The sequence below is a fragment of the Streptomyces sp. NPDC050263 genome (genome assembly GCF_040655955.1).
In the GTDB taxonomy this organism is placed as follows: Bacteria; Actinomycetota; Actinomycetes; order Streptomycetales; family Streptomycetaceae; genus Streptomyces.
Genome location: NZ_JBFAKW010000036.1, coordinates 32,111 through 45,195, shown reverse-complemented (window position 1 = coordinate 45,195; position 13,085 = coordinate 32,111). Strand labels below are relative to the sequence as shown.

General features: G+C 73.2%; 10 protein-coding genes. 7 read left to right on the top strand and 3 right to left on the bottom strand.

Translation table 11 applies throughout. The annotated features are described in order from the left end of the window. Positions 1-43 precede the first annotated feature (43 nt). The 4 genes from AB0J04_RS18590 to AB0J04_RS18575 all read left to right on the top strand — a co-directional run bounded on the left by AB0J04_RS18590 (position 44) and on the right by AB0J04_RS18575 (position 5,500). Positions 44-1,549, top strand: a complete 1,506-nt coding sequence (locus AB0J04_RS18590; RefSeq protein WP_363169547.1) for a cellulose-binding domain-containing protein — start codon at positions 44-46, stop codon at positions 1,547-1,549. A gap of 586 nt (positions 1,550-2,135) precedes the next feature. After that, positions 2,136-3,290 carry a ribosome small subunit-dependent GTPase A gene (gene rsgA, locus AB0J04_RS18585; protein WP_363169546.1) on the top strand — a complete coding sequence of 385 codons (1,155 nt, stop codon included), beginning with the start codon at positions 2,136-2,138 and terminating at the stop codon, positions 3,288-3,290. A 222-nt stretch (positions 3,291-3,512) separates the two neighbouring features. Then, entirely contained in the window at positions 3,513-4,901 is a 1,389-nt protein-coding gene (locus tag AB0J04_RS18580) for an AlkA N-terminal domain-containing protein (RefSeq protein WP_363169545.1), read from the top strand. Next, positions 4,898-5,500 (top strand): methylated-DNA--[protein]-cysteine S-methyltransferase, encoded by a 603-nt coding sequence (locus AB0J04_RS18575; RefSeq protein ID WP_363169544.1) that lies wholly within the window; start codon positions 4,898-4,900, stop codon positions 5,498-5,500. Before AB0J04_RS18580 ends, AB0J04_RS18575 begins: the two co-directional genes overlap by 4 nt. Positions 5,501-5,576: 76 nt before the next feature. Here AB0J04_RS18575 and AB0J04_RS18570 read toward each other — a convergent pair whose 3' ends face one another. Both AB0J04_RS18570 and AB0J04_RS18565 read right to left on the bottom strand, forming a co-directional pair. After that, complete coding sequence (locus tag AB0J04_RS18570; protein WP_363169543.1) at positions 5,577-6,059, bottom strand: DUF456 domain-containing protein; 483 nt, start codon at positions 6,057-6,059, stop codon at positions 5,577-5,579. A 72-nt stretch (positions 6,060-6,131) separates the two neighbouring features. Beyond that, positions 6,132-7,115: a helix-turn-helix domain-containing protein gene (locus tag AB0J04_RS18565; RefSeq protein ID WP_363169542.1), complete on the bottom strand. Its 984-nt coding sequence runs from the start codon at positions 7,113-7,115 to the stop codon at positions 6,132-6,134. A 578-nt stretch (positions 7,116-7,693) separates the two neighbouring features. Between AB0J04_RS18565 and AB0J04_RS18560 the strand changes: the two genes are divergently transcribed. Then, a complete protein-coding gene (locus AB0J04_RS18560) occupies positions 7,694-9,961 on the top strand; it encodes a protein phosphatase 2C domain-containing protein (protein ID WP_363169541.1) in 2,268 nt (755 codons plus the stop codon). Positions 9,962-9,966: 5 nt separating this feature from the next. On the opposite strand, the gene AB0J04_RS18555 is transcribed toward AB0J04_RS18560, so the two are convergent. Then, positions 9,967-11,259 carry a helix-turn-helix domain-containing protein gene (locus AB0J04_RS18555; RefSeq protein ID WP_363169573.1) on the bottom strand — a complete coding sequence of 431 codons (1,293 nt, stop codon included), beginning with the start codon at positions 11,257-11,259 and terminating at the stop codon, positions 9,967-9,969. 276 nt (positions 11,260-11,535) lie between these two features. Between AB0J04_RS18555 and AB0J04_RS18550 the strand changes: the two genes are divergently transcribed. Both AB0J04_RS18550 and AB0J04_RS18545 read left to right on the top strand, forming a co-directional pair. Further along, entirely contained in the window at positions 11,536-12,168 is a 633-nt protein-coding gene (locus AB0J04_RS18550; protein WP_363169539.1) for a hypothetical protein, read from the top strand. A gap of 254 nt (positions 12,169-12,422) precedes the next feature. Then, positions 12,423-12,902: a hypothetical protein gene (locus AB0J04_RS18545; RefSeq protein ID WP_363169572.1), complete on the top strand. Its 480-nt coding sequence runs from the start codon at positions 12,423-12,425 to the stop codon at positions 12,900-12,902. The last annotated feature ends 183 nt before the right edge of the window (positions 12,903-13,085 follow it).

Below are 13,085 nucleotides of genomic sequence, written 5' to 3'. Positions count from 1 at the left end.
GCCGTCATGGTGAGTTGACCTCGCTTGTGGATGCAGGAGACCCATGCCCGACCTGCCGACCCCGAAGGACGCCGCCGAGGCCGCGCTGTTCTCCGAGTGCTGGGACGCCGTCCTGTCGTACGCCGACCTCTGCACGTCCGGCTCGACCGCGGCGAACCAACTGGCCCGTGAGGCATTCGCACTCGGCATACGCGAGGCCCGCGCCGCCGAGGACGATACCGTGCGCGGCGCCGGCCGTCGCTCGTCCCGGCTGCCCCGGATCCCCCTGCTGCTGACCGCCGTACGCAGCACGGCGGCCGCCTGGGAGGCCCAGGGACACGGCCATAGACTCGACCCCGATCTCCGCCTGTGGCTGAACTCCGGCAAGGCCGCACGGTACGTCGGACCGCCCCTGAGCCGTCCCATCGCCCTGCGCGGCCTGCGTGACATGCAGGAACCGGACGCCGCCCTGCTGTGGCTGGCCGAGGTGGAGGCGTTGCCGCTGCACGCCGTGGTCCGCCGGCAGGGTCTGGACCCCACCGCCGCGGTGGAGGAGCTGAACCAGGTCCGCGGTCTGTTCCGGGACCGCTGCCACCGCAACCATCTCGACACGCCGATGGACGCGGAGTGCCGCAGCTACGTCCGGCTCCTGGACGCCGTCACCCGCTCGCCCGCGGCCGACACGCCCGCCGACCTCTCCCGGCATCTCGCCACCTGCGTGGAGTGCGCGGAGGCCGCGGCCTGTCTGCGGCTGCACGGGGGCGGGCTGCCCGCCGCGCTCGCCCAGGGCGTGATCGGCTGGGGCGGCCTCGCCTACCTCGAGCGCCGTCGCCGGGCCGCCGAGGTGCGCCTCGGCGCCGGACGCCCCGACGCGCCGGACCCCGAGGGCACCGCCGCCCGGGCCGCCGCCGGGCGGGCACGCGTGCTGCGCAACGGACTTCTCGTCGCCGCCGTCCTCGTCTCCGGGCTGGCGCTCGCCGTGTCGATGATGCCCGGCGGCAGCAGTGGCGACACCGTGGCCCAGAGCGGCCCCACGGACAGCAGCCCGGTGGCCGGCCCCGGCGTCTCCCTGCCGACCGCCACTCCCGCCGCCTCCGCCACATCGTCCGCTTCCGAGCCGGGGCCCTCCACCAGCGGCACGCCGGAGGCGAGCGGTAGCGCCGACTCCGGCAAGCCCGATCCCGAGCCCCAGGGCACATCCTCGTCCACTGCCGGCACCGGTGCCGGAACCGGCGGGAGCGGGGGCGGGGGCGGGGCGGCCTGCGAGGTCCAGTACGACCTCGTCAACCAGTGGCCGGACGGCTTCCAGGCGACCGTCACCGTCACCACCGTCCAGGCCCTCGACGCCTGGCGCGTGGCCTGGTCCTTCCACGACGGCCAACGGGTCGACCAGATGTGGGACGCGAGCCTCGCCCAGAGCGGCTCCCGCGTCACCGCGACCGCCGCCGACTACAACAGGTCCGTCGCGGCCAACGGCACCCTCTCCTTCGGCTTCCTCGCCTCCTGGCAGGACAAGAACTCCGCACCGGACGGCTTCACCCTCAACGGGCAGGCGTGCACGAACTCTTGAGCCACAGCCACAGCCACAGCCACAGCCACAGCCACAGCCATAGCCGCGGCCACGGCCGCTGAAGTCGGGCGCGGACGGAGGAAGACGCGGAGCATCGGAAACGCGGGAGGCAGGGTCGACCGGTGTCGGCGCTGCCTCCCGTTGTCTCGCTGTCCCGTTGCTTCTTCCCGGCTGCTCCTCTGCCTCTGCTTCTGCTTCTGCCTCTGCTTCTGCCTCTGCCTCTGCCTCTGCCTCTGCCTCTGCCCCTGCCCTTGCTTCCGCCCTCGCGTTCGCATGCTTCGCTCGTTCGTCCGCCCCGGAGCCGGAATTCGGTGGCATCCGGCTTCGGGCGTCCGTACTCTGAGTGAGTCTTGAGCGGGGCCGACGGCCGCCGCTGTCAGTCGTATGAGGAACGGGAGGTGTGACCGATGACTGTCGCCATGAGGGTCGCTGTGCGCAGCGACGAGACGTTCGTTCACTCCACCTCCGCGGTCTCCGGCTGACCACTTCTTCTGCTGCGCGTGCGTAACCGCTTTCGGGTATTCGTGCGTGCGTGGGTTTCGATTATGTGAGCAATGGCCGGGCTGCCCCCTGTGAAGGGTTTTCCTTGTCTTTCTCCTCCTCTTCGGTTTCGTCGCACCCTCTCGCCGCCTACGGCTGGGACGAGGGTTGGGAAACCGATTTCGCTCCTTTTGCCGAGCAGGGTCTCCTGCCCGGTCGTGTCCTGCGCGTCGACCGCGGTCTGTGCGATGTCGTCACGGAGGCCGGCACCGTCCGGGCCGACACCGAGTTCGTCGTGCCCCGGGACCCGATGAAGGTCGTGTGCACGGGGGACTGGGTCGTCGTCGACCCCGAGGGCGCCGATCCGCGCTACGTGCGGACACTTCTGCCGCGCCGTACCGCCTTCGTCCGCTCCACTTCCTCCAAGCGGTCCGAGGGACAGATCCTCGCCGTCAACGTCGATCACGCCGTCGTCGCGATGTCCCTGGCCGTCGAACTCGACCTCGGCCGTGTCGAGCGGTTTCTCGCCCTGGCCTGGGAGTCCGGGGCCCAGCCCGTCGTCGTGCTCACCAAGGCCGACCTGGTGCCCGACCCGGTCGCGCTGTCCTACCTCGTCGAGGACGTCGCGACCAGCGCGCCCGGCGTGCCCGTGCTCACCGTCTGCGCCCGGGAGGACGAGCGCGAGGGAGTCGAGGAACTCGCCGCACTCCTCGGGCGCGGTACCTCCGTGCTGCTCGGCGCGTCCGGCGCGGGCAAGTCGACGCTCGCGAACGCGCTCGTAGGCGAGGACGTGATGGGCGTGCAGGCCACCCGTGACATGGACGGCAAGGGGCGGCACACCACCACGACCCGCAACCTGCTGACGCTGCCCGGCGGAGGCGTCCTCATCGACACGCCCGGGCTGCGCGGCGTCGGCCTCTACGACGCGGGCGGCGGGGTCGGACAGGTCTTCTCGGAGATCGAGGAGTTCGCCCGGGACTGCCGGTTCCACGACTGCGCGCACGAGTCCGAGCCGGGATGCGCGGTGCTGGCAGCCGTCGACGAGGGGGAGCTGCCCCTGCGACGGCTGGAGAGCTACCGCAAGCTCGTCCGGGAGAACCAGTGGATCGTCGCCAAGTCCGACGCCCGCATGCGTGCCGGCGTCCGCCAGGAATGGAAGCGCAAGCAGGCGGAGGGGAAGGCGGCGGGCGAGGCGAAACGGGGACGGGGGCCCTGGCGACCCGCTCCTCCCGGGCAACCCGGTGGCGGGCTTTCCTGGTAGGGGATTCGCCGGGTAGTGAGGTAATCGTGCGTTACCGGCTACCGGTTACCGGCTACCGGTTACCGGTTACCGGTTACCGGTAACAACCTCACTCGCCCCTGCCCCTGCCCCCCGCCCCCACCCCGTACCAGTGTCACGTCCGATTTCCGCTAGCACGGTCTCTCCGGCGGGCGAACACTGGGACCCATGACGGGACTGACGACAGGGCTGAGGACGGGACCCATGGCGGACCAGGACACCCGCTACGAGGCGGTCCGCAGCCGGGACGCCCGGTTCGACGGCGAGTTCTTCTTCGCCGTCGAGACGACCGGCATCTACTGCCGGCCCAGCTGCCCCGCCGTGACGCCGAAACGCCACAACGTGCGCTTCTTCGCGACGGCCGCCGCCGCCCAGGGATCCGGTTTCCGGGCCTGCCGACGGTGCCGTCCGGACGCCGTGCCGGGCTCGGCGGAGTGGAACGTGCGCGCCGACGTCGTCGGCCGGGCGATGCGGCTGATCGGCGACGGAGTCGTCGACCGGGAGGGCGTCGCCGGGCTCGCCGTACGGCTCGGCTACAGCGCCCGCCAGGTGCAGCGACAGCTCACCGCCGAGCTCGGCGCGGGACCGGTCGCCCTCGCCCGGGCCCAGCGCGCGCACACCGCGCGGGTCCTGCTCCAGACCACCGCCCTGCCGGTCACCGAGATCGCCTTCGCGTCCGGGTTCGCCAGCGTGCGCCAGTTCAACGACACCGTCAGGGCCGTGTACGCGGCGACCCCGACCGAGCTGCGGGCCGCCGCGCGCGCCGCCCGCCGCCGCGCGACGCCGTCCGCAGGTATCCCGCTGCGGCTCGCCCACCGGGGCCCCTACCACGCGGGCACCGTGTTCGATCTGCTCCGACGGGAGGCCGTGGCCGGGGTGGAGGAGATGAGCGGCCCGGTCGGCCGGCGCACCTACCGCCGTACGCTGCGGCTGCCGTACGGCAGCGGGATCGTCGCCGTCGACGAGCGGGCGGGCGACCCCGGCCGGGCGGTCTCGGCCGTCCATGCCGGAGGCTGGCTCGACGCCCGGCTGCACCTCACCGACCTCCGTGACCTCACCACCGCCGTCCAGCGGCTGCGACGGCTGTTCGACCTCGACGCCGACCCGTACGCCGTCGACGAGCGGCTCGGCGCCGATCCACGGCTCGCCCCGCTGGTCGCCGTCCGGCCCGGTCTGCGCGCGCCGGGGGCCGCCGACCCGGAGGAGCACGCGGTGCGGGCGCTGGTGGGGCGGGCGGAGGCGGAACGGCTCGTCCGCGCCTACGGCAAGGCCCTCGACGCGCCCTGCGGCACCCTCACCCACCTCTTCCCCGAGCCGGCCGTCCTGGCGGAGTCCGAGCCCGACTCCCCCCTGGGCGCGCTCGCCGCCGCCCTCGCCGACGGCACCGTCCGGCTGGACCCGGGCATCGACCGGGACGACGCCCAGGAAGCGCTGCTCGCGCTGCCCGGGCTGGACGCGCGTACCGTTGCGGCGATCCGCGCCCGCGCCCTGGGCGACCCCGACGTCGCGCCGCCCGGCGCGGACGTCCCCGACACCTGGCGCCCCTGGCGCACCTATGCCCTGCACCACCTGCACGCCGCGGAGGAACGATGACCGACGACCTGACCCACGACCTGACCCACGACCAGGCCGTCGACCCGACCGTCGGCCTGCGCCACTCCCCGAACCACGACCCGAACCACGACCCGACCCACGGCCGGACGTACTGGACCAGCGTGGCGAGCCCGCTCGGGTCCCTGCTGCTCACCGCCGACCCCGACGGAGCGCTGACCTCCCTGTCCGTGCCCGGTCAGAAGGGCGGACGGACCGTCCGGGAGGGCCGGCTGCACGACCCCGGCCCCTTCCGCGCCGCCGAGGAGCAGCTCGACGCCTACTTCGCCGCCGACCTGAAGGAGTTCCGGCTCCCGCTGCGCAGCGAGGGCACCGCCTTCCGTGAGCGGGTGTGGGCCGCCCTCGACTCCGTCCCCTACGGGGCGACCACGACGTACGGCGAGGTCGCGGCGCGCATCGGCGCCTCGCGGATGGCCGTCCGGGCCGTGGGCGGGGCGATCGGCGCGAATCCGCTGCTGATCGTGCGCCCCTGCCACCGCGTGATCGGCGCGGACGGCTCCCTGACGGGCTACGCGGGCGGCCTGGACCGCAAGGTGCGGCTGCTGACCCTGGAGGGGGCGCTCCGGACAGACGCGACCTGACAGTCGTCGAATACGGGTTCCGACGCGGTTTCCGTCGGCTGGGGCGAGTGTCGCCGGATGGCGTGGCCAAGGGGCGTCAGCCCCATATCTCCGCCCCCAGCCACGCCCCCGCGATCAGCAGGCAGGTGAACAGTTCCGCCAGGACGCTCCAGCCGCCTGAGCGCATCGCCGTGCGCAGGGCCGCCCGGGCCTCGCCGTGGCGGCCCAGGCGGAGGCGTTCGGAGAGGTAGATGCCGCCCATGAAGCCGGGGATCGCGCCGACCACGGGGAGCAGGACGAAGCCGAGGAGCGCGCCGAGCCCCGCGTACGCAGCCATCCGAGGGGTCGCGCCGCTCGTGCGCAGCCGGCGGGGCGGCAGGGCCCAGCGCACCACCTGGGACAGGAACAGGGCCACCGTGGCGCCGACCAGCACGGCCCAGGCGACCGGCCGCGGATCCTCCAGCGCCCACCACAGGACCGCGGCCCACACCAGCCACGATCCCGGCACGCCGGGCACCAGCACTCCGCACAGGCCGAGCAGAATGACCAGTCCGACCAGCAGGAGTTCCCACACTCCCATCTGCCCAGGGTGCCCGAGTCGGAGAGAACACGCAGGTCAAGAGGTGCGGCCGGACGGGTCGCGCCGGTGCCGTCAGCGCTCCCGGGTCACCCAGCCGCGTTCGTACGCGTGCCAGCCCAATTGCAGTCGGGTCGTGACTCCCGTCAACTCCATCAGTCTCTTCACCCGGCGCTGCACGGTCCGCAGTCCCAGGTCGAGTTGCTTGGCGACGCTCGCGTCCGTCATCCCGGCCAGCAGCAGGGACAGGATCTCCAGGTCGGCGGCGTCGGGGCCGTCAGGGTCCTGTTCGGCGACGCCGGCCGCGCCGAGGCGCAGCGGCAGCGCCTCCCGCCACACCGACTCGAACAGGCCCGACAGCAACTCCAGCAGCCCGCTGGCGTGCACCACCAGCGCGGCGGGCTCCGCCGAGCGGCCGGTCAGCGGCACCAGGGCGAGCGAGCGGTCGGCGACCACCAGCTTCGTCGGGACCTCGTCCACCACCCGGACCTGCTCGTCCCGGCCCAGCGCGGCGGTCAGCTCCGTCATGCCGTCCGGCTGGTCGAGCACGGCCCGTTCCAGTACGACGCGGAAGCGCACCCCGCGGGCGGCCGCCCGCTCCTCCGCGTCGTTCTCGCTGCCGGTCACGGCCACCGTGGTGCCGCTGACGAGCGCGCACACCTCCTCGCTCGCCCCGAGCTGGATCTGCAGGAAACGCTGGGCGACGGCGGCGGCGCCCGTCACCACCTCGACCAGATCGTGCACCGCGGGTTCCGCCGCGGCCGCCCGGTACTCCTCCGCGAGCAGGGCCGCCGCCAGTTCCGCCTTCTCCAGCTCGTGACGCTGCTGGGTGAGCAGCGCGCCCAGCGCGACGCCCGGAGGCGCGGCGACCCAGCGGCCGGGGCGGCCCGAGGACTGGGCGGCGAGCCCGTGCCGTTCCAGCCGACGCAGCGCACGTTCCGTGTCGTTCTCGCCGAGCGTCAGCCGGCGTGCGAGATCCGGCACGTCGGCGGCGCCCACGGACACCAGTGCCCGGTACGCCGACTCATGCGTCTCGTCGAGCCCTATCGCTCCCAGCATCGGCTGCCGTCCCTCCTTCTGACATCCGCATACATCCGCATACATCGACATGGCAGCTACACGGCAGCCACATGGCGGCCGTAAGACGTCGGTACGGCGTCCGTCGGTGCCTGTCCGGCGTCCGCATCACGTCCGTCCGACATCCGTTTCCCACATCCATGAGTGGCGGGAAACAGCCACGGCGTAAACCCGCCGCCGCACATCATCGCCGTACCGCCGGTCACTCTGCCAAGGTGTGGCCACGGCGGGAACATGTGATCATCCACTGATCATCCACAGCGGAACTCCAGGAACGCCGTGGACACTCGGGCCGACCGACCACGAAGTCGGGGCATCGAGGTCTTTCGAGAACGTGATCCGGGCTCATGACGCGCAGGGGCGCAGGGGATCTGAGCCGGGGTCACCCGTGTCGCCGGACGGTTCTCCCGTGGGGGGTGGAACCGTCCGGCGACCCCTGTCGCACCTCGCGTCGCACTGCTGTTCCGGGCGTCGCTCGACATCCTGTGCGATACCCGTGCCGTGACGCATTTTCCTGATGCCCCGTTCTCATATGGCCCGTGCGGTGGACAATTAGGGGCATGAGCCAGCAGGGGGGAAGGGCCACCGGTCACGAGGACGACTGGTGGGGGCAGTTGTACGACGACTCCACCGAGGACACGGGTCCCGCGCCCGCCACCGAATCCCTGGACGACCGCTTCGCCTCGGCCGCCGGAGCGGTGCGCTCCGCGGGCGGGGCGACGGGCGTCGGCGCGAGCGCGAGCGCGGGCGCAGACGCGGAGGACGACGTCGGTGCGGGGGCCCCTGACCGGGGCGGTGCGGGGGACTCGGCGGGCCGGTGGGACGCGGCCGTCGCACGGGATCCGGCAGGCGGCCCGGACGACGAGGCAGCCTCCGGCGCCGCCCGCGCGGTACCGGCGCCGCGCGGGGAAGGACAGCCCGGTCCCGGCGCGCGGACCGATTGGTGGAGCTCCCCGCAGGACGGGGACGCGAGGCCGGAGGTGACACCTGCCGCGCCGCAGCCTCGGGGCCGATTCGCTGCCGGGGCCGACGCCAAGTCCGATACCAGGTCCGATGCCGCGTCCGCCGGTGGGTGGGACGGCGGGGTCGCCGATGAGGCCGACGTCGATCAGGGCGCCGCTGCTGACCCCGACGACAGCGTCTGGCACGAGGTCAGGGGGGATCTCGGGTGGGGCGTCGCGCCGGTAACCGGTTCCGACGTCGAACGCCATGCGGGTTCCGGCCCGAGGCGTGACGCCGGCGGCCGAGGTGCGGAGCCTGGCGACACCGAGCGGTCCGACGGCGTCGAGGTCGGCGTGGGCGCTGCCGCCGCTGACGCCGCCCCGGGTGCCCGTCCGCCGCAGCGTCACCGGGCCCCCTGGGAGCCGCCGGCTGACACGCCGCCGGAGCCGACGAACTTTCCGCCCGGCCCGCTGCCGCCGGGGTTCGCCGAGCGTGCGCCGCACGGCCCGGTCACCTCCACGACCGGCGACGGAATGCCCACGGAGACATCGTCGGCGTCGGCGATCGCCGAACCCCCGGCGGAGCCTTCCGTACCCGTGCCACCGGCCGCACCGGCCGCGTCCACCCCGTCCGCGATCTCGGCGACCACGCCTCCCAGGCCCTCCTCCGCCCCCCTCGTGCCGCCGCCCGCACCCGTGACGCCACCCGCTCCGGCCCACGCGCCGCCACCCCCGAACGCCCCCACGGCCTCCGCCCACGGCTCGGCGGTCGCCCCCTTCGCCCCGCCCACCCCCGAACGCGCTCCCATCCTCGAACGCGCTCCCGCCAGCGGGCGTGCGCTCGATTCCGGGCACGACCATCTCCCCACCGTTGTCGCCCTCCCCGCTCTGCCGGCTCTCCCGGCCCACCCTCCCCTCCCGATCCTGAAGGCGTACGTCGGTTCCGGGCCGCCCACCTACGACGCCGAGCCCACCGCCCTGCCGCCCGCCGATCCGGACGAGTTGGACGATCTGGTCGCCGACACCGTCCTGGACGGGGCCCGGTACGGGACTCTCGCGCTGCGGGCCGCGTCCGTGCGTGGGGATTCCGCGCGGTACCGCGGAGAGCCGCGCCGTGACTCGCTCCTCACCGCCCGCTTCGGCTCGGGCGAGCACGCGCTGATCCTGGTCGCGATGGCCACCGGCGCCAGGGCGACCCCGGGAGCGCATCGGGCGGCCGCCGAGGCGTGCCGATGGATCGGGCGGGCCGTGGGCCGCAGTCATGTCCGGCTCGCCGAGGACATAAGGGCTGCCCGGCGCGGCGACCTGAAGTCCGGCCTGCACCGGCTCACCGACCGCAGCCTCGGACGGCTCCGCGCCAGCGCCGCCGAACAGGGCCTGGAACCCGACGAGTACGCGGCCACCCTGCGCTGCCTGCTCCTGCCCGCAGACCCCGACTGCCGTACGCGTGTCTTCTTCGGCGTCGGCGCCGGTGGACTGTTCCGGCTGCGCGGCGGAGTGTGGCGGGACATCGAGCCCCGGGTGGGCGAGGTCGTCGGCGAGCCGGTCGTCGGGTTCGGGTCCCTTCCGGCGGAGACGCCCGAGGGCGACCGGCTGACGATGGACCTGGGCATCCCCACACCTGCGAACCCCTACGACCCCGATCCCGAACCGCCCCGGGAGCCCTTCCGCTTCCGCGCCTCCGTAGCCCGACCGGGTGACACGCTCCTGATGTGCACAGGCGGGCTCGCCGAACCCCTGCGCGGTGAGCCCGACCTGTCCGCGCACCTGACGGAACGCTGGTCGGGGCCCACCCCGCCCGGTCTCGCGGCCTTCCTCGCCGACACCCAGGTGAGAGTGAAGGGCTACGCCGACGACCGCACGGCGGCGGCCGTCTGGGAGGCGTGAGCGCGTCAGCCCGTGACCGGGACCCACTTGCGCTCCCCGTCGTCCGAGCCGTACCAGTAGCGGGGCAGGCCCTTGATGCTGCTCGTGCGGAACGGACGGCCGTGGTCGTCGATGCGGACCGTGCCGGTGCGGCCCTGGGAGGACCAGTCGAGTTCGAGGTACCAGTTGCAGTCGCACGACTCGGTCCGCGCCGTGACCAGCAGCACCTCCGGGTCTTCACTGGACACGCGGTACGGCAGACTCACCGCCGGGATCGGCGTGCCCGCGTCGTTCCCGGCGACCGAGTGCGCGACGGGGCGGTCCTTGTCCAGGTCGACCGAGAAGTACCGCTTGCTCAGCGAGCCGCCGCAGCCCTGGTCCATGGCGTACGCCGTGCCCGACGCCGGTGCGGCACGGCCGACGACCCGCACGCGCAACGCCGTCAGCACGACGGCCGTGGAGCTTCGGCCCTGCACCGAGATCTCCACGTTGGTCTCCCGCCCGTGCACCGCTCCCTGGGCCGATGCCCAGGGCCCGGCGTCCTGCTCCGCCGGGGGCGGCGGAACCTGTGCCGGTGGTCTGCCGATGACGTAGTCGTGAGCGCAGCCGAATGCCCAGACCTGGGAGTCGGCGGTCCAGGCGAGCGGGACGCCCGTGCCGGGGGCCGAGGCCTTGCCGCCGCCCGGGGCTGCGTTCGAGGAGGGGGAGGTTCTGCCGGGGGCGGAGCCCGAGCCGGAGCCGGGTGCGGTTGACGCGGTGCCGGGAGTGGAGGAGGCGGTGGTGCTTGCGGTGGGTGTGGGGGAGTGGCGTGGAGGCGTCGTCGCGCCGGACGGACCGGCGGAGGACCCTGCTGACCGGGCCGGGCCGTCGGAGGCCGACGGGTGGCCGCCGCCGGGCAGCGCGGACAGCGTGCCCAGGGTGGCGAGGAGCGCGCAGGCGACACCGACGAGGACCGTGGTGCGACGGTGCCGATACCAACGGCGGCGCGGTACCGGCACCTGTTTCTGACCCGGTTCCCGAGTTTCCGTAACCGCCGAGGCCCGGGTTTCCGTAGCTGCCGCCGTGCCCCGGGGCCGCTGCCGTGCCGCCACCGCTCGCAGCCACCGACGGTGCAGTTCGAGACGCTCCTCCGGTGTCGCCCCGCAGAACTCCGCGAGGCGTTCCACGGGGGCGAAATCCTGTGGAACCGCTTCTCCGGCGCAGTACCGGTGCAACGTTGAGGTGTTCATGCCGAGTCGGCGCGCGAGGGAGCCGTAGCTGCGTTCCGTCCGCCCCTTCAGTTCCGTCAGCAGCGCCGCGAACTCGGTCACATCGCCCACACCTTCGTCGGTCGACACCGTTCCCCCGTGCTCGTCCGGCCCGGTCGGTCATCCCAGGCACTCATATACCTGCACGTCAGATGGGCTGGGATGGTTCCACCGCAGCCGATCGGGCGAAGGCCGTTGCAGCGAGCCGTGCAGACGGCCGATGCTCTTGGTGTCGCACCGACCAGGCCGGACGGACCGACCACCCGACCGGCCCCGCCGCGACGATCCACACCTGCACCGCTTCCACACCCACACCCGCACTCATGCACTCACTCACGGGGGACACCCATGCCCAAGCGCACCCGAGCCGCCACGCTGACCGGGCTCACCGCACTCACGGCCGCGGGCCTCGCCCTCGGCGCCGTACTCGCCGCACCGGCAGGGGCCGCCGTCCCGCAGCCGCCCGGTTTCCTCTCGGCCGCCGACCTGCCGCCGCACGCCGGCTCGTCCTGGACGGCCGGCGCGATCACCGCCGGCGCCTCACCCGAGGTGGAGGCGGACCGCTGCCTCGGCAAGGCGCTGGGCGATGGCCGGGACTCCTGGTACCGGGATTTCCGCACCGATCTCGACACCAGCGCCCGTCAGGTCGGCGTCGAGCTGTCGAGCGTCAGCGCGGCGAAGGGCCGGTACTCGCGGATCAACCAGGACATCAAGTCCTGCGCCCGGTGGATCGAGGAGGCGGACCCGGAGGTCGAGGCCACGCTCAAGGACTACGGGAAGCTGAACGTCGAAGAGGGCGCCCACGTCTACGGCCTGCACACCGAGACGTCCTGGGGTGCGACCGACATCCGCCTCCTCTCCGTCGGCCGGGACGGCACGACGGTGACCGTCGTGGACTGGGGCCGGCTGGGCGACTTCGGGGACGCCCCGGTGAAGGCCTTCAAGAAGACGACCGTCATGGCCGTCAACAAGCTCCACTGACCCCGAGACCCGGAGGACCACTGAGAAAAGCCGGGGCCGCCGCCCTCCCGCCACGGGGGTCGGGAGGGGCGGCGGCCCCACATGGCCACTCAGTCACCGACAGACATACGAGACTCACGGGGAACACGCACATGACCAGCAAGACCAGCAAGACCAGCAAGACCAGCAAGACCGGCGGGACCAGCAAGACCAGCAAGACCGGCGGGACCAGCAAGACCAGCAAGACCGGCGGGACCGGCGGGACCGGCAAGAGCGTGGCCCGCCTTCGCACCACTCGCCGCCGCAGCGCCCTGGCCGTCGGCCTCGCCCTGGCGCTGGGGCTCGGGGTGACGGCCCAGGCGTCCGCAGGCAGCCCGCGCAGCGTCAGCGGAAAGCCGTCCGACGACATCACCCGCATCGCGGACTTCTACGGCGCCTACATCGACGCGGTGACCGACGAGGGCGGCGGCAAGCTCGCGGACGAACTCCGCAAGCACTACCTCACCCCGGCCTTCCAGAAGGAACTGACGGCCTGGGAGGACGAGAACCACGCCGACGGCGTCCTGCGGGCCCAGAACGTGCCGCTCGCGTGGAAGGTCACGGACAACGGCACGGCGAACCACACGGAGGCCGTCGTCACGCTCACCTGGGGCAGCGGCCAGACCACCGAGCTGATCGTCGACATGACCCGAGGCCACAAGATCTTCCACATCGGCACGACGGGGATCGAGGGCAGCTGGACAATGCCCGGATGAGGACCAGCGCATTCCGGCCAACCTCGCGGCCAGAGGGAACGCGCGGTGCGGATGACGGCGTCCGGCAGCCTTTGCCGTAAGAGAATCGGCGGTCGGGAAAGGGTACCCCGGCATCCCGGCCCGTCCCGATGCCCAGCACCAACTGCCCCTCGCCTTCCCCGAGTACGACGGGATCGGCAGCGG